The organism is Halomonas citrativorans (genome assembly GCF_014898005.1).
GTDB lineage: Bacteria > Pseudomonadota > Gammaproteobacteria > Pseudomonadales > Halomonadaceae > Vreelandella > Vreelandella citrativorans.
In genome coordinates this window covers 72,154-95,677 of the sequence record NZ_JABUYX010000003.1, presented here as the reverse complement: position 1 = coordinate 95,677, position 23,524 = coordinate 72,154, and the positions used below count along the sequence as shown (strand labels likewise).

24 protein-coding genes are annotated in these 23,524 nt (G+C 59.5%); 3 read left to right on the top strand and 21 right to left on the bottom strand.

Features of this window, described 5'->3' with window-relative positions:
* The 3 genes from INT20_RS05510 to INT20_RS05500 are packed head-to-tail and all read left to right on the top strand — an operon-like array spanning position 1 to position 4,815.
* On the top strand, positions 1-1,695 hold the full coding sequence (locus INT20_RS05510) for a VRR-NUC domain-containing protein (RefSeq protein ID WP_193053599.1): 1,695 nt from the start codon (positions 1-3) through the stop codon (positions 1,693-1,695).
* Positions 1,692-4,004 carry an ATP-dependent DNA helicase gene (locus INT20_RS05505; RefSeq protein WP_193053598.1) on the top strand — a complete coding sequence of 771 codons (2,313 nt, stop codon included), beginning with the start codon at positions 1,692-1,694 and terminating at the stop codon, positions 4,002-4,004. The genes INT20_RS05510 and INT20_RS05505 overlap by 4 nt, the downstream gene beginning before the upstream one ends.
* Positions 4,005-4,035: 31 nt before the next feature.
* Positions 4,036-4,815, top strand: a complete 780-nt coding sequence (locus INT20_RS05500) for a sulfite exporter TauE/SafE family protein (protein WP_193053597.1) — start codon at positions 4,036-4,038, stop codon at positions 4,813-4,815.
* 32 nt (positions 4,816-4,847) lie between these two features.
* On the opposite strand, the gene INT20_RS05495 is transcribed toward INT20_RS05500, so the two are convergent.
* The 21 genes from INT20_RS05495 to INT20_RS05395 all read right to left on the bottom strand — a co-directional run bounded on the left by INT20_RS05495 (position 4,848) and on the right by INT20_RS05395 (position 23,453).
* Positions 4,848-5,987, bottom strand: coding sequence for an MFS transporter (locus INT20_RS05495; protein ID WP_226912069.1), 1,140 nt, complete (start codon positions 5,985-5,987; stop codon positions 4,848-4,850).
* Positions 5,988-6,137: 150 nt separating this feature from the next.
* Positions 6,138-6,728, bottom strand: coding sequence for a 4'-phosphopantetheinyl transferase superfamily protein (locus tag INT20_RS05490; RefSeq protein ID WP_193056559.1), 591 nt, complete (start codon positions 6,726-6,728; stop codon positions 6,138-6,140).
* Positions 6,728-7,174: an excinuclease ATPase subunit gene (locus INT20_RS05485; RefSeq protein WP_226912060.1), complete on the bottom strand. Its 447-nt coding sequence runs from the start codon at positions 7,172-7,174 to the stop codon at positions 6,728-6,730. Before INT20_RS05485 ends, INT20_RS05490 begins: the two co-directional genes overlap by 1 nt.
* A 72-nt stretch (positions 7,175-7,246) precedes the next feature.
* Positions 7,247-8,506, bottom strand: coding sequence for a beta-ketoacyl-ACP synthase (locus INT20_RS05480; protein WP_193056558.1), 1,260 nt, complete (start codon positions 8,504-8,506; stop codon positions 7,247-7,249).
* Entirely contained in the window at positions 8,506-9,231 is a 726-nt protein-coding gene (fabG, locus tag INT20_RS05475) for a 3-oxoacyl-ACP reductase FabG (RefSeq protein WP_193056557.1), read from the bottom strand. Before fabG ends, INT20_RS05480 begins: the two co-directional genes overlap by 1 nt.
* Positions 9,228-9,722 (bottom strand): ApeP family dehydratase, encoded by a 495-nt coding sequence (locus INT20_RS05470; RefSeq protein WP_193056556.1) that lies wholly within the window; start codon positions 9,720-9,722, stop codon positions 9,228-9,230. Before INT20_RS05470 ends, fabG begins: the two co-directional genes overlap by 4 nt.
* The gene (locus INT20_RS05465) at positions 9,715-10,881 is read right to left on the bottom strand and encodes a beta-ketoacyl-ACP synthase (protein WP_193056555.1); all 1,167 of its coding nucleotides are present in this window, start codon (positions 10,879-10,881) and stop codon (positions 9,715-9,717) included. The genes INT20_RS05470 and INT20_RS05465 overlap by 8 nt, the downstream gene beginning before the upstream one ends.
* 11 nt (positions 10,882-10,892) lie before the next feature.
* Positions 10,893-11,462, bottom strand: a complete 570-nt coding sequence (locus INT20_RS05460) for a DUF3261 domain-containing protein (protein WP_193056554.1) — start codon at positions 11,460-11,462, stop codon at positions 10,893-10,895.
* The gene (locus tag INT20_RS05455; RefSeq protein ID WP_193056553.1) at positions 11,459-12,721 is read right to left on the bottom strand and encodes an NAD(P)/FAD-dependent oxidoreductase; all 1,263 of its coding nucleotides are present in this window, start codon (positions 12,719-12,721) and stop codon (positions 11,459-11,461) included. The genes INT20_RS05460 and INT20_RS05455 overlap by 4 nt, the downstream gene beginning before the upstream one ends.
* A 23-nt stretch (positions 12,722-12,744) precedes the next feature.
* Positions 12,745-15,042, bottom strand: coding sequence for an MMPL family transporter (locus tag INT20_RS05450; RefSeq protein WP_193056552.1), 2,298 nt, complete (start codon positions 15,040-15,042; stop codon positions 12,745-12,747).
* On the bottom strand, positions 15,039-15,608 hold the full coding sequence (locus INT20_RS05445; RefSeq protein ID WP_193056551.1) for a LolA family protein: 570 nt from the start codon (positions 15,606-15,608) through the stop codon (positions 15,039-15,041). Before INT20_RS05445 ends, INT20_RS05450 begins: the two co-directional genes overlap by 4 nt.
* Positions 15,605-16,045: an acyl-CoA thioesterase gene (locus INT20_RS05440; RefSeq protein WP_193056550.1), complete on the bottom strand. Its 441-nt coding sequence runs from the start codon at positions 16,043-16,045 to the stop codon at positions 15,605-15,607. Before INT20_RS05440 ends, INT20_RS05445 begins: the two co-directional genes overlap by 4 nt.
* Entirely contained in the window at positions 16,035-17,606 is a 1,572-nt protein-coding gene (locus INT20_RS05435; protein WP_226912059.1) for an HAL/PAL/TAL family ammonia-lyase, read from the bottom strand. The genes INT20_RS05440 and INT20_RS05435 overlap by 11 nt, the downstream gene beginning before the upstream one ends.
* Positions 17,590-18,531 carry an LpxL/LpxP family acyltransferase gene (locus INT20_RS05430; RefSeq protein WP_193056549.1) on the bottom strand — a complete coding sequence of 314 codons (942 nt, stop codon included), beginning with the start codon at positions 18,529-18,531 and terminating at the stop codon, positions 17,590-17,592. Before INT20_RS05430 ends, INT20_RS05435 begins: the two co-directional genes overlap by 17 nt.
* Positions 18,528-19,283 carry a glycosyltransferase family 2 protein gene (locus INT20_RS05425; RefSeq protein ID WP_193056548.1) on the bottom strand — a complete coding sequence of 252 codons (756 nt, stop codon included), beginning with the start codon at positions 19,281-19,283 and terminating at the stop codon, positions 18,528-18,530. Before INT20_RS05425 ends, INT20_RS05430 begins: the two co-directional genes overlap by 4 nt.
* Positions 19,276-20,973 carry an AMP-binding protein gene (locus INT20_RS05420; protein ID WP_193056547.1) on the bottom strand — a complete coding sequence of 566 codons (1,698 nt, stop codon included), beginning with the start codon at positions 20,971-20,973 and terminating at the stop codon, positions 19,276-19,278. Before INT20_RS05420 ends, INT20_RS05425 begins: the two co-directional genes overlap by 8 nt.
* Positions 20,970-21,494 (bottom strand): COG4648 family protein, encoded by a 525-nt coding sequence (locus tag INT20_RS05415; RefSeq protein WP_226912058.1) that lies wholly within the window; start codon positions 21,492-21,494, stop codon positions 20,970-20,972. The genes INT20_RS05420 and INT20_RS05415 overlap by 4 nt, the downstream gene beginning before the upstream one ends.
* Before the next feature lie 2 nt (positions 21,495-21,496).
* On the bottom strand, positions 21,497-21,763 hold the full coding sequence (locus INT20_RS05410) for an acyl carrier protein (RefSeq protein WP_193056546.1): 267 nt from the start codon (positions 21,761-21,763) through the stop codon (positions 21,497-21,499).
* Positions 21,753-22,028, bottom strand: a complete 276-nt coding sequence (locus tag INT20_RS05405; protein WP_193056545.1) for a phosphopantetheine-binding protein — start codon at positions 22,026-22,028, stop codon at positions 21,753-21,755. Before INT20_RS05405 ends, INT20_RS05410 begins: the two co-directional genes overlap by 11 nt.
* The gene (locus INT20_RS05400; protein WP_193056544.1) at positions 21,994-22,788 is read right to left on the bottom strand and encodes a lysophospholipid acyltransferase family protein; all 795 of its coding nucleotides are present in this window, start codon (positions 22,786-22,788) and stop codon (positions 21,994-21,996) included. The genes INT20_RS05405 and INT20_RS05400 overlap by 35 nt, the downstream gene beginning before the upstream one ends.
* Positions 22,785-23,453: a beta-ketoacyl synthase chain length factor gene (locus INT20_RS05395; RefSeq protein ID WP_319022682.1), complete on the bottom strand. Its 669-nt coding sequence runs from the start codon at positions 23,451-23,453 to the stop codon at positions 22,785-22,787. The genes INT20_RS05400 and INT20_RS05395 overlap by 4 nt, the downstream gene beginning before the upstream one ends.
* Positions 23,454-23,524: the final 71 nt, after the last annotated feature.

Here is a 23,524-nt window from a genome sequence, read left to right as displayed (position 1 = left end):
ATGAACAGTGCTTCTGCCACTTCCGTTACTGCTTCGCTCGACGACCCCTTCTACTACCTGACGAACTTCCGCTTCGTGCTGGGGTGGGTGGGTGAGCGCCACGCTGACCTTCTAGATACCGACGAACTCACCTTTATAAGCCGCTTTGATACGCTGCCGCGCTCTTCCCAGGCGTTGCTTACCCGTATGGTAATGCGCAAGGGCGAGCTGTTCCGGCTTTACAAACTCAACTACCCGGAAATAGGCGACACGGCAGATGCCCTCGCACCTTTGGCCTCGCTTGGTTGGGTGGATACTGCCCCGGCGCTGAGTGTGAATGAGCTGTTTCATCAACTGCGCTTGGCCGAGCTGCGCTCAGCCTTGGCAACGCCTATACGCGATGCGGGGCTGCCCGCGTCTGCTGGCAAAGCGGTACTCCAGGCCACGCTAACGCCCCAGCTCACTGAGATAAAACCGTTAACCGAGTGGTGGCCAAAAGCGTCGGACAGCATCGTGCGCCTTAACGTAATGGACGTGTGCGACCGGTTACGGCTGATGTTCTTTGGCAACCTGCGCCAGGACTGGGCCGAGTTCGTGCTGACGGAGCTTGGGCTTCAGCGGTTTGAAAAGGTACCGTTCACCGCCGCCTCGCGTGCCTTTCAGAAACGCGAAGAAGTGAATGCTTACTTCGTCTTGCATAGGCTTAGGCAGCGTCTTGAAGAGGGCGAGCCACTTGAACATCTACAGCATGAGCTACCGCCCAAACCCGCTAACGCCTGGTTAGCGACTCGGCATGCCCGCGTGGTGTTGCAGATGGGCCGCGAAGCGGAGCGCAGTGGCCAAACCGAGCAGGCCATTTTACTTTATGCACAAGCGGGTAGCAGCGAAGCCCGCGTTCGCCAACTGCGCGTATTGGAGCGGCTGGGGAGGTATCAGGAGGCATTTGAGCTGGCAACGAATGCCCAGCGACTTACGCCCAATGAAACCGAAGCTCAGGCACTCGCTCGGTTGCTGCCTCGGCTGCGTAAAAAGTTGAAAATGGAGGCGCAGCCGCCGGTGCATGAGCCCGCCTACACGCGCTGGGAGTTAATGCTTCCCGGCCCTCAGCCGGTAGAGCGCGCCGTTGGGCAGCACGTCGGCACACCTGAAGCGCCGGTGTACTATGCGGAAAACATGCTAATCACCGGCTTGTTTGGCCTGCTCTGCTGGCCCGCTATCTTTGCTCCTCTGCCAGGGGCGTTTTTTCATCCGTTTCATAGCGGGCCTGCGGATCTTTATCGTGAAGATTTCGTCGCTCGGCGGCGTGGTTTGTTTGATAAGTGCCTGGCACAGCTAGAGGATGGCAGCTACCGGCAGACGATTCACACAACCAGGCAGCAAAAACACGGCCTGGCGTCCCCCTTTGTGCACTGGCCATTGCTGGATGAAACGCTTTTAGCGCTGGCGCTTGAGTGCCTGCCTGCCGCCCACTTGAAAGCCTGTTTTGAACGGCTTTTACAAGACCTTAAAGCTAACCGGGCAGGGTTGCCCGACTTGATCCAGTTTTTACCCAACGCACCGAAGAATGAACCCCGCTATCGGCTTATTGAAGTGAAAGGCCCTGGTGACCGGCTTCAGGATAACCAGCGCCGCTGGCTGGCATTTTTTCATCAGCATCGTATTCCGGTTGCAGTATGTTACGTGCAGTGGCTGGCTGACTCGCTAGGTACGTTATGAGTAGCGCTGCGGAGTATCGGATAGCCGTTCGCGCACTGTGTGATTTTACCGCCCGCGAGGGTGACCTGGATCACCGCTTTACCCCTTCGCCCAGTGCTCAGGAAGGCATGGCCGGGCATCGCCTGGTGGCCAGCCGCCGAGGCGATGACTATATTGCCGAAATGCCGCTTTCCGGTACCTACAAAAGCCTGGCCGTCACCGGACGCTCTGATGGGTACGATCCTGCCGAAAACCGTTTGGAGGAGGTCAAGACCTACCGCGGTAGCCTTGAGCGCATGGCCGACAACCAGCGCGCGCTGCACTGGGCGCAGGTAAAAATCTACGGCGCCCTGTTATGCAAAGAACGCGGCCTGGATGAAGTTACGCTGACGTTGGTGTATCTGGATATCGCCACTGAAAAAGAGACTTTGCTTAGCCAGAAAGCGCGAGCATCTGAGCTTGAGGCGTTTTTTATCACCCAGTGCGAGCGCTTTATTGCCTGGGCCGAACAGGAAGCGGTGCATCGCAAGGCGCGTGATTTAGCGTTAACAACACTCAGCTTTCCCTATGCCACGTTTCGCCCCGGCCAGCGTGAGCTTGCCGAAGATGTTTATAAGGCCGCCAGCACCGGGCGCTGCCTGCTGGCCCAGGCGCCTACCGGGATCGGCAAAACGTTGGCCACGCTGTTTCCCATGCTCACCGCCATGCCTCGTCAGCAGCTTGATCGGATTGCTTTTCTGACCATGAAAACACCCGGGCGCCGCTTGGCGTTGGACGCCCTGGCTCAGCTTCGCTCTTCTGTACAATCCGCCGAACATTCTGATAACAGCGCGCCGCGTGTGCTGGAACTCATTGCCCGTGAAAAAGCCTGCGAGTACCCCGGAACCGCCTGCCATGGTGATGCCTGCCCGTTAGCGGCGGGCTTCTATGACCGCCTGCCCGCTGCACGCCAGGCCGCCGTGGCTGAAAGCGGGTGGGACCGCGAAACGCTGCGCAAGTTAGCGCTTACTCACAGTGTTTGTCCTTATTACCTGGGCCAGGAACTGGCGCGCTGGGCCGATGTGATTGTGGGCGACGTTAACCACTGGTTTGATCGCCATGCGCTGCTGCATGGCCTGGCACAAGCTAATGATTGGCGAGTGGGATTATTGGTGGATGAAGCGCACAACCTGGTTGAGCGGGCACGTGGCATGTATAGCGCCGAGCTTGACCAGCAGCGTTTTAATCGCGTTAAGCGTAGCGCCCCGAAAGCCCTGAGCCGCTCATTGGCAAGCCTGGGTCGGCAGTGGCAGGCCGTGGTGAAAGATGTCGCCGAAAGTAAGCCGGATGATGCTGAGCGGGAAGGCTATCACCTGCTTGAGTCGCTACCCGATAAGCTGGTGGGCGCCCTTCAGAACGTTGCCGCCTCGATCACCAACCACCTGGGCGAGCACCCCGAAGATATCTCTTATGAGCTGCAGGAGCTGCTGTTTGAGGCGCTGGCATTTTGCCGCCTGGCGGAGAATTTCGGCGATCACTCGCTGTGTGATCTCACATTAAAAGGCCGAGGGAAGGCGCTAATCGGTCTGCGTAATCTGATACCGGCAGACTTTTTAGCGCCACGCTTCAACGCTGCGCATAGTGCCGTACTGTTCTCAGCCACCCTAACGCCTGCCCATTATTACCGTGATTTGCTGGGCCTGCCAGCGCACACGGTGTGGCGCGAAGTGTGCTCGCCCTTTGTGGCCCGCCAGCTTGAAGTGTGCATTCGCCGGGATATCTCGACCCGCTTTCGCGACCGGGAGGCATCGCTTGCGCCGATGGTGGCCGAAATGGCCCAGCAGTATGAGCAGGCGCCGGGCCACTATCTAGCATTTTTTAGCAGTTTCACCTACCTCAATGCCGCGCTTAAGCTGTTTTGTGAACAGCACCCTGACATCCCTGCATTTGCCCAAACGCCGGGCATGCGTGAAGCCGAGCGCGAAGCGTTCTTGCAGCGTTTTACGCCGGGTGGGCAGGGCATCGGCTTTGCGGTGCTGGGCGGCGCCTTTGCTGAAGGTATCGACCTGCCCGGCGACCGACTGATTGGTGCGTTTATCGCAACGCTTGGGCTGCCGCCGTTTAATGCTTTCAACGAAGCCCTTAAAGCGCGCCTCACGGCACGGTTTGGCCAGGGCGATGACTACACCTACCGCATTCCGGGGATGATCAAGGTGGTACAGGCCGCCGGACGGGTGATCCGCAGCCCCTCTGATGAAGGGGTTGTGGTATTAATGGATGATCGTTTTGCCCACACCCGCGTGCAGGCGCTATTACCCAGCTGGTGGGCGGTAGGCGGATCATCATTTTGATAACCAACGTGATAACCAGGGACGCAAGTGAATGGCGGATTTGTTGTGGTATCAGTATGCGTTGATCGGGCTGATTTTTGCCTGGAGCGGTTTTGTCAGAACCAGCCTGGGGTTTGGCGGCGCGGTGCTGGCGTTGCCGTTTCTACTCTTGGTGGTTAACGATCCACTACTTTTCCTGCCAATTATCGCCATTCATCTGCTGATCTTCTCCAGCTGGATCGCTTGGCAGGGTAACCGCCAAATAAAGCGAGAGAGTGGCAACGCGTCGGCACAGAGCAATATTGATTGGGCCTATTTACGCAAGGCCCTGAAAATTATGATCATCCCCAAGCTGGTTGGCGTGGTGGGCCTGTTAACGCTGCCTGCCTCTATCATGACCAGCATCATTTTCGGCATCGTGCTGGTCTACGCTGTTGGCTATGTGCTCAATAAGCCGTTTCAAAGCAACAACAGGTACGTCGACTATGTGCTGCTGGCCCTGGGCGGCTATGTCAGCGGTACGTCGCTGATTGGTGCGCCGCTGATTGTGGCGGTGTTTGCCTCACATGTCGCCAAGGAGCAGCTGCGCGATACCATGTTCGTGCTGTGGTTCATTCTGGTCGTGATCAAGATGATCTCGTTTGTGTTTGCCGGTGTGGACCTACAGCTGATCCATCAGCTATGGCTATTGCCCTGTGCGTATGCCGGGCACCTGGTGGGTGAGCGGGCGCACCGCTATATCATCAAAGCCGATACAGGCGTGTTCTTCCGGGTGCTGGGCGCGGTGCTGATCTTTGTCAGCATCATAGGGTTGGTATTTTCGCCTTCTTGATTATCGGCTTGGTATGAAAACGTTGCTACCGCTTAAAGCGTGCTGTCGGCGCGTAGCAGCGTCCTGCTCAGGATCACCAGTATCACCGCCAACACGCAGCAGAGCACGGCCATGCCGGTATAGACATTGCGCAGTGACTCAAGCCAGGTAACCGCAGGGGCGACCGCAATGGGCGAGATAAACTGACCAAGAAAGAAGGTAGCGGTAAAGCCACCAAACACGCGGCCACGCACTCGCTGTGGCGTAATACGCATCAGCCAGGCCGTGGTGTTGGGCATAAAGGCGCCCAGGCCAAGCCCCGAAATGGCCGCGCCGACAATCGCCATGGCATAACTCTGCGTAAGGCCCACCACCAGAAAGCCCAGCGCGGCCAGTACAAAGCCCGCTATATAGATCGTCATGACCGACAAAAAGGGTTTGTAGTAGCCATAGCAGAACGACACGATGCTGGCGGTAAAGGCGGCGGTCGAGAGCGCAATGCCGATGGCTAAACCGCTGACCTCACCCTGCTCTGAAAGTAAAAAAGGCAGTTGCGCCGGAAACATGTAAAACATCATCATGCTCAGCATGCCCGCCAGATAGGCAATCCCGGTGCGCATATAGTCGACCTTGACTGGCGCGTTGACGCTGCCTGCCTGCGCATTGCTTTGAAGCTTAGGCGCCTTGAGCATCGCCCAGGCATAAGGCAGTAGAAACACCCCGGTTAGGTAAAGCAGGAAAGGCCCCCGCCAACTCCAGTCGGAGAGTAGCCCACCCAGATTAATAAACACCACGCCACCGAGCGCCATGCAGCTACTTTGCAGACCCAAAAAACGCACTCGCTCGGGGCCATCAAAATAGTCGCCAACTAGCGTAGTACTAATACTTAAAATACCGGCCACGGCGATGCCCATCAGCGCCCGTGATGCTAACAACAGGTTCACGCTATCAATCAAGAAGCCCGCTCCACCCGCCAGGCCATAAATGGACAACATCATCAGGAGTAGAGGCTTGCGCCCAAACCGGTCGGCCAGATAGCCCATTAGCGGGCTGAACAGCGTAATCATCAGCGCAGGAAGCGTCAGGATCAGTTGAATCAACACCTGCGGATGATCCGAAAAATGGCGGCTGATACCCGGCAAAGCAGGCGCAATAATCGCACCCGACATCACCGTCATGGTGCTGGCAAACAGCAGTACGGCTTTGGTATGGGTTAAATGGTTGATGGTGAGCTTCCCTAGATGAACATCGAGATGGCAAAGGCACTGATAATAGCACTGTCGTTAGCAAGCTACTATTTTACGTCAGGAAGTAAGGGAGGGGGCGGCCCGCGTTGGCGAGTGTTAGTCGAGTTGCATAAAAGAGAGGTTGGGGAGACTGCGAATTTCAAGCGAACTTGCGTGTGCACAGAGGCTGATGGTCCAGCCTTGCTGCTGCCATTGCCAGGCATGAACATTGCCCCTAGGGGCTAGCCGCTCAAGACGGGTGCTCAATACATGGCTTGAAGGAGTGCCGGACAGGCTATCCAGCTTGAACAGCGCTTCGTGGAGTGTCCATGCGCGGTAAAAGGCGTCTAGAGGTACAGCGGACTGATGTATCTTGCGGCGTACGTCGGCCTCAGGCAGGCACGCCACCAGCTCGGGTAGGCGTTTTTTATGTCGCAGGCGAACATGCTCTATATCAATGCCCACAGGGACCGTGGCGATACCGGCAATCACGCGGTTGTCGCGGTGGGCGAGGCACGCTTTCCAGGGGAGCGGCAGCGCTGGATGCCACGGCGCGCCGCTGCCTCTGGGAGACCACTCACTAACGGGGCAGTGGTAGCCGCGCGCATCGGCAAGCCTGGAGAGAAGCTCTCTGCCCAGCGCCGATAAACAAGCCCCGCTGCTGTGAGCGGGGGCTTGGGCCAACACAATGTCTAAATACGCGGTCATTAGTCGGCTAGCGTGACAACGTCACCTCGCAGCGCGACACCGGCCATAAGCGCCCCTGCATGGCACTCATACTCACTGGTCGAGGACATCGGCTGACGGTCATAAAAACTCTCAATGTTAACCACCGCATTACCGCCTTCCGCTTTGACGCGGTCTTGCAAGCTAAGAAGCGCCGAGAGCATGACCCACTCGCAGGCTTCTACATCAGACTTGTTGAAGGCATTGGTCTTTTTATTTGTGACGGCAGGACCATGCTCGGCGGTAATCTCGCCGTGCGGAGTGTCGCCAAAGATAAATTGAATATTGGAATCAAGCCGTGCTCTCGCATCGGGCGTGTTCATTGCGTCCTCAATAGAGAGCATGTGTGTCGTGTCGCGCGCATGGCTCGTCGTGCTTACTAGTAGAGCGCCTAGTAGCACCCCCATTAACATCATTCCTCGGCTCATTTAGCGTTCCTTCTTGCTGGGTTTAAGTACCTGAGAGCAGGTAGTGTGAGTGGCACTGAGTCGTAAGCGATATCAGGGCCAGCGGCGGAAGATCAACGAGGTGTTGATGCCTCCAAAAGCGAAGTTATTGCTCATGACATAGTCACAGTCAATGTTCCGTCCTGGGCCGTTCAAGTAGTCGAGTTCTGCACAGGCATCATCAAGGCGGTCAAGATTGGCGGTGCCGTGGAACCAGCCTTCCTGCATCATCTTGATGGCGACCCAGGCTTCCAGCGCACCGCAGGCGCCTAGCGTGTGGCCGGTGAAGCTTTTAAAAGCGCTAATGGGCAGGTTTGAGCCGAACACCGCGTGTGTCGCATGACTCTCGGCAATATCGCCCCGCTCGGTGGCCGTGCCGTGGGCGCTGACATAACCAATCTGCTCGGGCTGCAAATTTGCATCCTCCAGTGCCTGGCGAATCGCTTGCTCCATCATGCTGGCATCCGGCTGGGTAACGTGGCGGCCATCGCTGTTGGTACCAAAGCCCACAAGCTCTGCGTGAATGGTGGCTCCCCGTGCTTGGGCGTGCTCCAGTTCCTCAAGGATCAGCGTGCCTGCCCCTTCTCCGATCACCAGACCGTCGCGCTCGGCGTCAAAGGGGCGCGGCGAGGTGTGCGGCGCGTCATTGCGCGTACTGGTCGCAAACAGCGTATCGAAGACGGCCGCCTCGGAAGCCGAAAGCTCCTCGCAACCACCGGCAATCATGGCGGTCTGGCGTCCGAAACGGATGGCTTCGTAAGCATAGCCGATGCCTTGGCTGCCAGACGTGCAGGCACTTGAGGTGGTATAGATCCGCCCGCGCACCCCGAGAAAAACGCCGATATTGACCGGTGCGGTGTGGGCCATCATGCGAATATAGGAGTTGGCGTTCAGGCCATCGGTCGACTTATTGATCAACATGTTGCCAAAGTCGGCAATGGCGTCGGGCTCCCCAGCGGAGGCGCCGTACGCGATCCCCATCTGGCCACTGCCTAAGAGCGGCGTATCCAGCAGGCCTGCATCTTCCAGCGCCAGCTCACTGGCACGCGTGGCCATCTGCGCGCCGCGGCCCATGCTGCGCAGCGCCCGGCGATGATAATGCGCAGGCAAGGTAACGTCGCGCACGGGCGCCCCAAGGCGCGTATTGAGGCCGTCATAACTTTCCCAGTCATCCATGTGGATAACGCCGTTTTGCAAACGCTCAAGGCGAGCCTTGATGCTTGGCCAGTCGTTGCCGATCGGCGAGAAACCGGCCATGCCGGTCACTACCACACGGCGCCCCAGCCCGCCCTGGCGTTGTACATTACTTGCCATCAGCACATCCCTCCGTTGACGGCGAATACTTGCCGAGTGATATAGCCAGCATCGGCTGAACATAAAAAGCCCACCGTGGCTGCGACTTCTTCGCTGGTACCGGTGCGTTGCATGGGAATTAACTTGAGCGCTTCCTCGGTAACCAGGTCGTCGGTCATGTCGGTGTCGATCAAGCCTGGGGCAACGCAGTTGACCGTAATGCGGCGTTTCGCCAGTTCCACGGCCAAGGCTTTCATGGCACCGATCAGCCCGGCCTTGGCAGCGCTGTAGTTGACCTGGCCACGGTTGCCCATCATGCCTGAAACCGAGGACATCACGACGATGCGGCCGGGCGCCCGGCGGCGAATCATCGGCATGACGAGGGGCTTCACAACGTTATAGAAACCGTCGAGATTGGTGTGGATCACGCTGTCCCAATCCTCATCAGAGAGCGCGGGGAAGGCGGCGTCGGCGGTAATGCCCGCATTGCAAACAACACCGTAGTAGGCGCCATGCGCTTCGATATCGGCGTCCAGCGCCTGCTGCGCCGCGGCCCTGTCGGCAACATCAAAGCACAGCACGCGGGCGTTGCGGCCCATATCACGAATCTGGTTTGCGACGGCTTTTGCCTCTGCCTGACGCTGACGGCAATGTACGACGATATCGAAGCCATCCCGCGCCAAGCGTAAGGCGATGGCTTGGCCGATACCGCGGCTTGAACCGGTAACCAGGATGGTATTCGTCATTGAGTTTTTCCTTGTTGCATCATTTCCAGCGCCTGTTGCGTATCGGGCTGAAACACGTTGAGTGTGGCGTTAGCGATCAGCTGTTGCTGAGCGTCTAGCAAGCGCCCCTGAAACGCGCCCAGGCCATTATCTGCCCGAAAATCGAGCCCTACTTCGATGCGTATCGGCTGGTCGAAGTTAAAAAACGGCTGCTGGCACTGATAACGGCGCGTGCCGAGTAGAAAGCCAATTTTCGGCGTATCGCCTGACGTCACGGACTGCACACCCGCCCACGCGGCAACGGCCTGGGCAAGCCACTCTAACCCGACCCAGCCGGGAATGCCGTCTGGTGTGGCAAACAGGTCGTCGGGTTGAGGTACGACGCGGGCATGCAGGTGTTCGTCACCCACGGCCAGTAGCGTATCCAGAAGGCACATGCCCAGGCGGTGTGGCACGTACGGCGCGATATCGCAGGGCAGGTCAAGCCGTGCGGGCATAAGTGAATCATTCATTGAAACGTTCCAGCAACAAGGCGATGTTATTACCCCCGAACGCGAAGGCATTGCTGATCGCGCGACGGCCGTGATGAGTCGTCGCCTTGGCGTAATTCAGTAACGGAAGTTCTGGGTCGACGTCACTATCGTGAACCTGGGGCGGCAGGCGCCCCTCATTGAGCGTCAGCCAGCAGAACGCCGCTTCGAGCGCGCCGCAGGCGCCTAGCGTGTGCCCGGTCAGGGCCTTCGTTGAACTGCACGGTAGCGTATTGCCGAAAAGCGTTGCGACTGCCTTGGCTTCCATGCTGTCGTTCTGGCGCGTGGCGGTACCGTGCAGATTGAGATAATCAATGGCCGTGGCGGGCAGCTGTGCCATGGCAAGCGCGGCTTGCATCGCTTGAATGGCCCCCTGGCCATCTGGCCGTGGAGCGGAAATATGGTAAGCGTCGCTGCTTTCACCGTAACCACTGAGCTGAATGCCGCCGGTTTCTGCCGTTACCAGAAACAGTGCGGCGGCTTCTCCAAGGTTGATACCGTCGCGCTCGGCTGAGAAGGGCTGAGAAGGACGGTCGCTAAGCGCCTCAAGCGAGGCAAACCCGTTGACGGTCAACCCGCAAAGACTGTCAGCCCCACCGGCGATAACCGCATCGCACGCGCCGCTCGCCAGCAGGCGTTTGGCGCTTGCCAGGGCGCGCGCACTCGACGTACAGGCGGTAGAGAGCGTGTAGGCGGGGCCGTCCAGGCCGAGCCACTCGGCAACAAAGCGGGCTGGCGCGCCAATTTCATGGCGCTGGTAATGAAAGTCGTCGGGCCAGTGGCCATCTCTCTGGCGCTCGGCCAGCGCTGTTTCGGTTTCGCCGATGCCGGAGGTACTGGTGCCGAGCACCACGCCGATACGCGGCTGGGGGTGCCGCTTGCGAAAAGCCTCAAGCGTCGGTGCCAACTGCTCCAGGGCGGCGGCCAGCAGCTGGTTATTGCGCGAACGGTGCGCTGGCGGTAGCGCCTGGGCATCGGGCAGGGAGGTCGTGACTCGGCCTAACGGTAAAGGCCGCCCGGGGGTAAACACGTCGTCATACTCAAGCCCACGACGGCCAGTAAACAGGGCGTCGGCTATGGTGGCCAGATCGTCACCGATCGAACAGACCAGGGCCGGTGGCAGGAGGCGACAAGGAGGCATCTGAGACGCTATCAAGGGGTTAAGCATGGGGCGGTTGTCTGGTCGGTGTCACTAAGGGGCATGATATACAGGCGGTAGCCTGCCTCAACGTCGTCAATGAACGTGCATGCCGAATTACCGCTGATCCGTGCCACGATACGCTGCCGGTAGCGCATCGTGCGGCCCGTCTCATCCTCCTGGATTGACCAGGCGCTGGACCCAAAGGCTTGTTCAATAGCCGGTGCGGGCCACAGGTTCCAGCTCAAACGGCTGGCCAGCCACTCAGCGGTAAAGGGCGGCTCAAAGGCGGCATCCTGTAGAAAGCGGCTGCCGCTATCGTCGTGTATCAGAGTCAGCAGGCGCTGGCCTTGTGGGCTTAGTATGACCAGGCGCAACGTCTTGTCGTCGTGGCGCAGAACGCCAATCATCTCATGGCGCTGGTCATTATGTTCAAACGTCAGGCGCTGCCGCTGCGTTTCCATCGCCGGTAGTGTCGCGAGGCTGGGTACGGTCGCCACCGGCCGCCCGGCACAGCCGAACAGCAGAAGCAGGGCGCTGAGCAGTCCTGCCTGACATGCGAAGCGAAACAACGTGGTGGTCATTTTTCCTTCCCTGCGGTATCGCAGCGCATATCGGTACAGGCCTCTGCCAGACTGTCTAACCGCCGACGGCTGGCGGCAACGAACGGGTTTTCTTCATCCCAGGCGTAGCCGGCGAGCACTGAGCTGATCATGGTGCGTATGCGCGGTATCTGTTGGTCATTGAAGATGATGCGCGGTAGGCGGCCATCGTACCAGGCCTCCACGAATTCACGGAAGGTGGCAACGCCGCGTCGTAGGGGCTGTTCAAACAGGCTATTCCAATCGACGTGCTCACCGGCGAGCTGGCGCTCGACCAAGGGGGCGGCACGCAGGGCCGAATCCAGGGCGATGGTGACCCCTGAAGAGAAAACCGGATCAAGAAATTCACCCGCGTTACCCAGCAGGGCAAAACCGGGGCCGTGCAGTTGCTCGACATCTGCTGAATAACCCTCTAAGCGGCTAACCGCGCGAATGGCGTTCGCATTGGCCAGTAGTTCGGCGAGCCTCGGTTCGGCACGTATGAAGTGCCAGAGGCGCTCCTCATCATTGATACCTGCAGCTTCCAGCGTTGCCCGATCACCTACTACGCCGACCGATGCCCGCCCATTCGTGAAGGGAATCAGCCAGTACCAGATGCCGGGATGCTCAGGGTGCAAACCGATCAGGATCTTCTCGCGGTCGTAACGCGAACAATCAATGTGATCGTCAATATGGGTAAACAGCGCGCAGCGTGATTCAAGCGTCGAGGGGCGGGCAAGGCCGGTGAGGCGCGCCAGGACGCGACCATAACCACTGGCGTCGAGCACAAAGCGTGCGTGTAACGAGCGCTGCTCACCGTTGGCATCGACCAACGTAAGGCTGGGGCGTTCGGGGTCGGCGACAAAGGCTTCAACGCGGGTATCAAACTCAACCTGGGCGCCCAGCTGGCGCGCGCCTTCGATTAAGCGCTGGTCGAAGTCAGCGCGTTCGATCTGCCACGTGGTGCCTGGGCCTGGCGTGAACTTGTCGCGAAAGTCGATGGCCGCATAGCGATCCCGCCAAGTGAAGGCCGCCCCGTTCTTGGTTTGAAATCCGCCTGCCTTGGCGGCATCCAGCAGGCCACAGGCTTCAAGATGGACCATGCACTGTGGCAGTAAACTTTCGCCGATGGAGAAGCGCGGAAAGCGGCTGCGCTCAATCACCCGCACATCCAGACCCCGCTGGGCAAGCCAGGCCGCTGCAGCCGCTCCGGAAGGCCCGGCGCCGATGATGGCGACATCGGTGGTATCTTGGATATTCATGTGTTGCGTTGTTTCTATAGCCATCAGGGAGTGTCCTGTCGAGAAGATAAAGGCCTGGTGCCCGCCCTGGCAAACGGCACAAGTGCCCAAGCTGATGCAAGGCCAATAAGGCAAGTGAGCCCCAGGTAGTGAAGCGCCGGGGTGGCACTGAACGCCAGTAGGCCAAAGGCCAATAGGCTTGAGGCACACGACAGGCTAATGGCCAGCCAGGCAGCTGGGCTGTTGGGGTGTTCGGTGCTGAAGATACCCGCGTCGAGACCGATACCCAGTACCAGCAGCAATCCCAGGAGGTGGAAAAGCGTCAATCCGATATTAAAGGCGCTCAACAGCGCGATGGTTGACAGCAGTGCGCCCAGCGGGGGCAATAATACGCGCCAGGCCCGCCTGCGATAGCGAACGCCAAATATCACCGCAAGCCCCGCCACGGCGATGGCCAGGCACAGGGCGATCTGGTCGCGGAGCTGCGACAGGTGGCTGGATAACGTTGCCACGCGGTCCTGGTAGAGCACGTATTCCGGTGCAGCAAGGTGAGTAAATGCTTGCTGAGCAGTACTGTCGGCATCGCCTAGCGTTATTAGCGCCGCCATGTCTGTACGCTCGGCATTGGCGGTTGCGCCTAGCCAGAGCATGGCATCGGCTTGCCCCGCCGGGGTGTTGAGCCACGCCGTGATCGTCAGCAGCGGCACGCTTTCAAGCGAGCGCTGCGCGGTTTCCAGCAAGGTCGAAGGAAGGCCTGCCTGGGCGATCAGCTCGGGCAGGGCGTTACGGTAGGCCTGACGTACGCGCTCAAGGTTGGCGTCTTGCGTCGCTGGAGAGGGCACTGCTTGGGCCAAGTGGCGGTAGTGGGTCAAGTGCCCTTGCGTCTCTAAATCGGCAAGCGCTGCGTCCAGAGCTTCAAGGCGCTCCAATAGTTCGCCTTCCTGCTCGGAGGTGACAAGCAGGTAGCGGCTGGCGGTCGGGCTATCCAGCAGTATCTGCACGCGTTGCTGCTCGCTAATCAGCTCGGCCGGTGACGGATTGAGCTGGCGAAGATCATCGTCAGCGGACAGCCGCGTGGCGATCATGACGACTGCGAGAACCCCAAGCAGGGCGAGTAGCCCCCAATACCTGGGCGCGTGAGGCGGTAAACGTAGACGGTTCAACTGAGTGGCAATACGCGTAGTGGCGGCATGAGGGCGCGGGGTGAACCACGGCAGCCAAAGCCGCACCGTTAGCCAGGCGCCAATTAGCCCCAGTGCCACGAACGTGGCCATCTGGCGCAGCCCCGGCAGCGGCGTGGCAAGCTGGACAAGATAGGCGACCAGGCTGGATATCAGGCCGAGTAATAGCCCCGGCCAAAGCCTGGCGAGCGGCTGTTCGGGCGCCAGCTGGCGAGCGCATTGAAAATGCAGGGCGTAATCTATCGCAATGCCGATCAAGCTAGCGCCAAAAGCCAGCGTCAGCAGGTTGAGCGTACCAAAAAGTAGCCAGGTCAAGGGCAGTGCAAACAGAATGCCACACGCCACCGGTAGCAACAGGCTGGCCAGTATCGAACCGCGCCGAAAGGTGATCCAGAGTAGCAAGGTGATACCCAGCAGCGAGCCAATGCCGATGGTCAAGGTTTCGCGCTTGGCCTGCTCGGCACCGGCGGCGGCGTGAAACACCAGCCCGCTTCGCAACAGCTCGGCTTCTGGATGAGCATCGCTAAACTCCGCCAGCGCTGTGACAAGGCGTTGCTGCATGGCCATATCATAGGGGCTGGCCGTGAGTTGACCGCTGATGATGAACCAGTTACCGCTCTCATCCCTGACGGCAGGCAGGCCGTCGATCAGGCGAATGGGGCCCGCCAGGCGTTGGTCCTGCCAGGCATCCAGCAGGCCAAAGGGGTCCTGGCGTGGGTCAGCGCCACTTCCCGGCGTGAACAGCTGGCGCAGGCCTCGTTGCACCCAAGCGTCGTTATCGGCAGCGGCCAACGAGGGCGATAGCAGCCGATAACGGTACGCTGATAAGTCGCTGTCGGGGGTGTGCAGAAGGTCATCGTCGAAGGCTGTGACGCTAGCCGATTGTTTAAGACGGGTCTTGAGATCCGCAACCAGCTGAGTCGGCGATTCGCCCTGCAACAGCAGCACGAAGCGGTCCTCGAAGGCCTGCGTTAGGCGCTGTTCGGCGTGTTCGAGCAGCGCTCCCTGCCGGGTGTCCGGCAACAGCGTGGTAATGCGCGTATCCAGTGCTGCGCCCCTGCTCAGCAGGCTCGCCAAGAGCAAGGCGCAGCCCAGCAGCAGCCCCGCCCAGCCGATAGCTGCCAGACGCTCCAGGCGGCCGGGACGCGTTGCTTCACTCACGATGTATGCTGATCGTCTTCAAGACGCTCGCAAGCCGCACCGCTCAAGGTAAGCTCAAGGCGGTCATCATTGGTGAACATGATCTCGACACGCTCTACCTGCTGGTTGCCGTGAACCAGTAACTGGTCAAGCCGTTGGGCGATGTTCGCTTCACTGGGCGTCAGCTTGGCCTGCCACTCTTCCTGGGTGCCGCTGAGTTCGATGGTGAAGTATCTCTCCAACGCCTGCCAGTCACCTGAAAGCAGGCCACCAAGCACCGGTGCGACCGCCTGAAAACCCATCGGTAGCTCGTCGTTGTCCGCGCTCATCACCACGCGGTCATTAATGGGGGAGGTCGTTTGCCAGACAAGCCCTGCGTCTTGATGTTCAAAGGTTCCACGGCTTTCCAGCTGACTGTCGAGATCGGCTAGCCAGCGTGTCTGCTCGAATCGCCCGCACTGCGGTGCATTGTCGGCCAGGCGTGCGGCAAGCTCGTCAGCGTCGGGAGCCGCCCAAGCGGCAGCGCTGGCGCTGATGGCTAGAAGGGTAAAGACAAAAAAAGCCGCTTGGTGAATAGCGCGCATCATTGATTGGCCTCCTGCCAGGCGAGCAGACGTTCCCGCAAAACGGGGGGCGATTCCAGGCGCATTTCGCGGTCTTCAATTCCGACGGCCACCTGTACGCTCCAGGCGCGCGTCAGGCGTTTGCGGGTGTGTGCATCGCGAATGGTGTAGTCGATCTTGAGGCGGTTCTCCCACTCGCTCAGGCGCGCTTCGATTGCGATTCGCTGGGCGAATAGCACCGGTGCCGCGTAGCGCAGGCGTAAATCGATCACCGGCCAGGCAAATCCTGAGGCCTGCATTTGGGGGTAGTTGTAATCGAGCGCATCGAGCAGCGTGCAGCGGGCAATTTCCAGGTAGCGCACATAGTGGCCGTGCCAGGCCACCTGCATCATGTCGATATCGTGAAACGGTATCGTCAGTTCGGTTTCGTAACGGGGCAGTTTGCCATCATCAAGCGTCATATAGGCTCCAGTGGCGTTGGCGAATCACGTCACACAGAGTGCGGAGTTCGTGTTCCAGGGCGCGGTCTTCGCCAAGTGCCGGAAAGATCTGGCGGCAGTCGGTCAGAAATTCAGCCAGGCGGCCGGGCAGCGGTGGCGCATCGCCTATCTGGCTGCGTAGCTCAACACCCTGACAGGCCGCGTGCAGCGTGGCGGCCGCGACCTGTTCTACCAGGGTAAGCACACGCAGCGCATCGCGGGCGGCAATCGTGCCCATGCTGACCTTGTCCTGATTGTGGCATTCGGTGGAGCGCGAGAAAACGCTGGCGGGCATGGTCAGCTTCAGCGCCTCGGCGGTCCATGCGGACGCACCGATCTGCACGGCCTTGTAGCCATGGTTAAGGCTGGCTCGCTCGGGGGCGGCACCGCTTAAGTTGCTGGGCAAACCATGATTAAAACGAGCATCCACCAGCAGCGCCAGTTGGCGGTCGAGCAGATCCGCGAGGTTGGCGCAGGCCTGCTTGAGGCTATCCATGGCGAAGGCGACATGGCCGCCGTAAAAGTGGCCGCCGTGCATGACCTTGCCTTGTTCGGCGTCGATCAATGGATTGTCGTTGGCACTGTTGAGTTCGTTTTCGAGAAACTGGCGCCACCAGGGCAGGGCATCTTCCACTACGCCGATCACGTGCGGGGCGCAGCGCGTCGAGTAGCGATCCTGAAGGCGCGATGAGTTGCGCGGCGTGTCGGGCGCGTGGAGATCCTCGCGCAGGCGTTCGGCGACTTTGTTCTGCCCCGGATGCGGTTTGGCGGCGAAAAGCTCGGCATCAAAGTGGTAGGGGTTGCCGTTCAACGCATGCACGGAGAGCGCCGTGATGCGGGTGGTCAGGCGCGCCAGATAAGTGGTGCGGGCGAAGGCGAACACGCTCAGCGCTGTCATCACCGCGGTGCCGTTCATCAGCGCCAGGCCTTCCTTGGGCTTCAGGCGATAAGGGGTAAGCCCATGCTCGGTAAACACCTCCGCCGTAGGCCGCCGCTGGCCGTTATGAAATACGTCCCGCTCACCGCACAAGACGGCGGCCAGGTAAGATAGCGGCGTGAGATCCCCGCTGGCCCCGACAGAGCCTTCTTCAGGAATCACCGGTATCACGTTATGTTCAAGCAACCATGCCAAGCGCTCAAGCAGCTCGACGCTGACGCCGGATACGCCACGACAAAGCGAGACAAGGCGTACCATGATCACCGCCCGCGCGGCCTCAACCGTTAGCGCTTCGCCCAGCCCGCAGCCATGAAAGGTGTACAGCTGGCGGGGTAGTTGCTCCAGGTCGGAGGCGGAGACTTCGCGGGTGCAGGAGTCGCCATAACCGGTGGTAACGCCGTAGACGACGCCCTCTTCCTTAAGCAGGCGCTCAAGAAAGGCATTGCCTTTGGCAATACGTTTACGAAAATCGGGTGCCGTCGACAGAGTGACGCGACGGCGACCTTCGGCAACGGCCAGCACGTCTTCAAGGCTGACCATCGATCCATCCAGAATGAGCGGCGCGCTAGTAAGAGGCCCCGCCGTCGGGTCACGCAGTATCGTCATGAAGGTATCCAGTATCATTTATCCAGAAGGGATAAAAATTGAACCATTGCAGCGGGTGCCGCCGAACGCGTTCGGCCAAGTGGTCGGCATGCGCCTGCATGGTATCGGTAATCCACGTTTCACGCTGACGACGAGGCAGGTCCCGGGTGTCGCCAAGAAGCTCAAAGTCGATTCTGAAGTGGTCATCATCGCGCACGCAGGCCAGCGTATAGAGGGGGCAACGCAGCAAGGTGGCCAAGCGGAAAGGGCCTTCCGGGAAGCTTGCCTGGTCGCCGAGAAAATCAAACGACTGGGTTCGCTCTCCTGACAGGGGAAGGCGGTCGGCGGCGATGACCACATAGCCACCGGCGTTAATACGCTCGGCCAGCGTCTGGGCAGTGGCTGGGGTGACTTCGCTGACTTCGAGAATTTGTGGGCGCGGCTTGCCCGTGACGCGTTCAAGCAGAGCATTGAACTTGCGTGCATTGCGGGTGTGCATCATCACCGTCAGGTCGAGATTGGTATGGCGTTCGGTCAGCGCATTCACTACGTCAAGGTTGCCGTGGTGGGCGACAAGGATCAATCCGCCCTGACCGCCAGCGATCGCGTTAGTGAAGTGCTCAACTCCGCTACCCACCAGGCGCTCGTCGGCAATATGGCCGCTCCACGCTTCGACCTTGTCCATCAGCGTTTCGCCAAAGGCCAGAAAGTGGCGATAGCTGTGCCACCAACGGGCGACAGGCTGCTGCTTGAGCATGGGGTAAAGGCGTTGCAGAAAAGCCTGGGAAGCACGTCGCGCCGTGGTGTGGACGAGAAAATACCAGAGCATGACTGGCCATAGTGCCAGCCGAAAAGGCCAGCGGCCCAGGCGCCGCTGTATAGCCACCATCAGGGTCATCCCCAGCAGCGTGCCGCGTTCGCCGATCCGCGCCCAGTGGTGGTTCATGGGCTCGCCTCGCGGTGTGGCTGAAAGCGCCGGGCGAGCAAGCGTGGCAGGCGCCACAACATGCCGAAAAACAGGCGCGTATGCATCAGCGATATCTGCCGGTTATCACGCCATACGGCAAAATGGCTGATGCCGTCGCGGGGATAGTGCACGCGTACCGGGCGGTGCAGCATGGCGCCTTGTTCCCAGTGCCAGCGCACCAGCACTTCGGTATCGAAGGTCATGCGATTACCGCAGGGGTGGCGGGCCAGCATTCGGTTGAGCGGTGCCACCGGGTAGAGCCTGACACCACACATCGAGTCGCGAATATCCAGCGATAAGGTATTTATCCACACCCAGATATGGGTGGCGTAGCGGCCATAGAAGCGCACTCGGGGCACGCTAGCGTCATATCGAGGATAACCTACTACCAGCGTGTGCTGGGCTACCGTTAGCGTGGCGAGAAACGCGGGCAGATCATCGACCCCGTGCTGGCCGTCGGCATCGACCTGAAGTGCATGGCTGAACCCCAACTGCTCGGCGTAGCGTAGTCCGGCACGCACCGCCGCCCCCTTACCCTGGTTAGTCTCAAGGCGCAGCAGGTGATGGCCCTGTTCAGCCAGGCGATCCAAAACGGCGGCACACTGTTGGTCACTACCGTCATCGACCAGTAGCAGCGGTATCTCCAGCGCTGACAGTTCCTCGCATAGCGGGGTGATTGTCGCTGGGTGGTTATACACAGGGATAAGGATACAGGGCCTTGGCTCAGCCATGCTGGCCTCCCTTGGGCGTTTGCAGGCGAACCTGCCCGGTGCAGTGGCGCCCTTCCTGGGAGTCAATGCTAAACGCGATACCATCCTCGCGGCGGGTCAGCTGTAGGGTGAAACGAGTGCCGGGCATCAGCGCGCGCGTAAACTTCAAGCGCTCGATACCCAGAAACAGGCCTCTGTGGCCAAAGATATCGTGGGCATAATGGATGGCCCACTGCACCATCACCACGCCCGGAACCAGCGGGTATTGATCAAAGTGGCCTTCCAGAAACACCAGCCGCTCCGGAACTTCCAGGGTGAGCAGGCGACTATTGGCATCAAGAGGGTGCTCTCCCAGCCAGCGCGGCACTTTCGGGTCGTCCAGGTCGGCAAACAGGCGGTTGATTAGCGTGCGGTCCAGCTTTCCCTGGGCATTGCTCGGCAGCGTTTCGACAAAGCGCCAATAACGGGGCACGGCAATAGGCTCCAGGTGGTCGGAAAGGTTTTCGCGCATACGCTGGATCAAATTCTGCCGAGCATCACGCTGGTGCGGAATCGATGGTTTATCCAGCACGACCACCGCCCCCAGGCGGCTGTCGGCGCGGTCAAGGTCGACACAGCGTACCTCTCTGACCGCTTCCACTGCCGTAAGAATGCGCTCGACATGGTCGAGCGAGACACGCTTGCCGCCAATCTTGACCAGACGATCCGCTCGGCCCAGCAGCGTGAAGCCGTCATCTGCCGGCGCCGCCTGGTCAGGCTGATGCCACCACTGCTGAGGCATCTCCAGAAACGGCGACCGCAGGCTCAGGCTACCGTTTTGAAACGATAACTCCACGCCGGGCAGCGGCTGCCAGCTGGAACGGCGTGTTTGGCGACGCTGGGCAATGCCGCCCGTTTCGGTACTGCCATAAATCTCGATGACCGGCGCCTGTAACAGGCGTTCAGCAAGCTGCGCGTGTGCCAGCGCCAAGGGCGCACCCGATGAGAACACGCGGACCGGCGGCGTAGCGGTGTGCCAGGGTAGGTGTTCAGGCAAGCGCGACAGCTGCGCGGGGGAGCTGACCACCACCGAGTACAGGCCAGCGTCACTGGCCTCCTGCAAGCGGGTCACTAGCGTTTCGGGATAGCGGCTTTCACCACCGCAGAACGGCGCGCCCGCACATAAGGGGTGCAGTATGCCGGTGAGCAGCCCATAAATATGCTGGTGGCTGACCTGGGAAATAACCCCGCTGTCTGCCAGTGGCCAAAGCCTGGCGTGAGCTGATAACTCTGCTTCCAATTGATCAAAACGCTTGGCTAGCTGAACGGGGTTGCCGGTGGAGCCTGAGGTGGATAGCACAACGGCGGTAGCGCTCGGGTCAAGAGGCGCAACGCGTGGGCGTGTTTCAGCGCCCTGCGGGAGCCGCGGCTCAGGCATATCGGGCAGGGTGCCATCGACTTCGCTTGCCAGCCGGGAGAGCGTTTCGGGGCGATCATCGGCGGGTAGCACGGCGACCCGGCCGCTTTCCCATAAGGCGATCAGTGCGGCGCAGAACGCTAGCGGTTGCTGCTGGCACAGCAGCCAGCGGCCGGCGGGTTTGTCCGTCAGCCAGTGGTGCCATGCATCAATATGTGCCGTAAGCGAAGCGCCACACACCCAGTGGCTGGGCAGTGACTCATGACGGGGAGTGGATCTACGCCAGGGTAACTGGGTAAGCGAGATAAAGGTCATGTCAGGCGGCTCCGCAGCTGATGGCGTACTAACCATTCACCGGTAAACATGACGGCGATTAGGCCATAGCTGATGGCACCGTTGTACAGTGTCCATGCTGCCAAGCTTGCGTACAGTGCTGTCCAGCTTGCGATGGTACCGTTGAGTATGAAAAAGCCACACCATGCCCAAGTGACATTTCGGGTATAGCGTATGCCGGCGGCGGGCAGCTCAGGCTCGCGCAGGCGCGCCAAACGTTCGATGACCGGCACTCCTCGCCACAGGCTGGAGAGAAAAATAGCCAGCATGACCGCGTTTACGGCCACGGGGTATGCGCGCATGCCGAGTTCCGCGTGCCCCAGCCCGCCCAAGGCGACCAACAGGACCGCCGCAGCGGCTGCCAGATAGCGCGCTTGAGGCATTCTCCAGGCGAGTAGTGCCGCACCGATGACCAGTAATGGCCAGCTGCCGATATCATCGTGCAAAAGCAGTACCAGTAGTGGCCACATCAACGCGCACGCCATGCTTGCGTATTTGGACATGATTACTGCTGCATCAAGTGTTCGACGGCAGTGACAACATCGCTGATCGTGCGCACTGATTTGAAATCCTCAGGCTTGATGCGTCGCCCAGTGAATTGCTTTAGCTCGACGACAAGGTCCACCGCGTCGATGCTATCGATATCCAGGTCCTCATAGAGGCGGGCGTCGGGCTCTATTTCGCTGGCATTGAGGTCAAACAGATCAACCAGTGTCTTGCGAATATGGGCGAGTATTTCTGCGCGCTGGTGATCAGCGGTTTCAATTGACACGGCGGGCCTCCACGAGTGCTTGCAGCGCCGCTAGGCTTTCGAAATGGCGACGCGTCTCATCGGCTTCGGAATCAAGCTTGATACCGTACTGCTTTTGCAGTGCCAGCCCGAGTTCAAGCGCATCGATAGAGTCAAGCCCTAGCCCTTCGACAAACAGGGGAGCGCTTGGGTCAATATCGGCAGGCGTAATATCTTCAAGCTCTAGCGCGTCAATGATGAGACGCTTGAGTTCAAGTTCCAGCGCCTGATTGCAGGTTTCTATCATGATGGAAGTGTTCCAGTTCTCTGTTGAAGTGGTCGCTCAGCCATTGAGTTAGTTGTCTAGCGAGCTGGCCGGTTGGTTGTTGGCTAGCGGAATCAACGTGCAGGTCGTCAAGCACGCTAAGCTCCATTAAAACCCTGGTAGCGGGGATGTGGTACCAGGGTTCGTGTTTTGTCAGTGTGGTCGGCGTGCAGCGTATCAGGACAGGGGTGAGCGCTGTACCGGTGCGCAGGGCGATATTTGCTCCCCCGCGACGAAATTTGATCGGGCGTTTCGGGCTAGTGCGGGTGCCTTCAGGAAATAGAATCAGTGAGTCACCCCGTTGCAGGCTCTGACGGGCAGCCTCCAGCACTGACTCGGGGTCATCGTTGGTGATATAGCCCGCAGCACGAATAGGGCCGCGGGTAATAAAATTGCGGGTCAGCCGCCCCTTTACGATGCAGTTGGCATGAGACGTGTAAGCGATTAAAAAAATAACGTCGATGAGCGAGGGGTGATTGGCAATCACAAGCAATCCAGGGCGTTTGAGGCGCTCAGGGTTGTCAACGCGGTAATCAAGCACGCCAAGGCCTTTCATCAAATTGATGAATCCGAGAAAGCAGACGCGGATAAGGCGGCGCGCCAGGTAGCGGCGCCGCTCAGTATTACGCACGCAGAGGTTCAACAGTGGCGCAATCACCAAGCCAATGAAAAGGCCACCGATCCCGAAGACTGTGAAGGAAATAGCCGTACCCAAGCCGCGATACAGTTGGTTGATACTCATTCCTGCTCCAGATGCCAGCGCTGTCGACCGTTTAGGAAAGCGGTCTCCCCACTAAGCCACTGCAGCACATTGACCGGTGTCGGAGAAGCGCTGTGGGCTGATGTAGATGCCGTGATGGCGCGACCTCGTTGCAGAGTTAAGCGCATGCCAATAACACAGGCTGTGCCTGGATGCTGTGTTTCGCCCTGATAGGCCGCAGGAAGACAGCTTTCTGAAAATGCGGCAACTACGGCGGGGTAGCCCGCTTGCAAATACCCATACGACTCGTGAAGAAGCGCATCAAACTCATCACCACAAGCGCCTAACGCCTGCAAGGGACGGTGATGCGATTGCGCAATAGAGTGAACGCCCAGAATAGCGTTATGCACTGACATTGAGAAGCGGGTAGGGGAGATCGGGTCGCCCCGCTGCAGACTTTCCAGCATCGCGAGCGTATGCGTCGTATCGCCATGTCGTGAGGCATGCACCAAGGGGGCGTTAGCCTGTGGGTCGAGTTCTCGCAGAATATCGCAAGTGGCGCGGCCCGTATCATCAAGCCGTCGCCGCAGCATAGCAGGCAGTTCGCTACTCAGCTGGGCCGAAATAAGACGATTTGGCTTAACGGTTGCCATTGCCTCTTCAGGAAGCCAGCCCCGCCAGTCTTCGATAAATAGAGAAAAGGACACCACTTAGCAGCCTGCTCAAAAAAGGCGGCTACTTTAACTTAATTATAGGGTGTGGAAAAGGAATGTGGCTC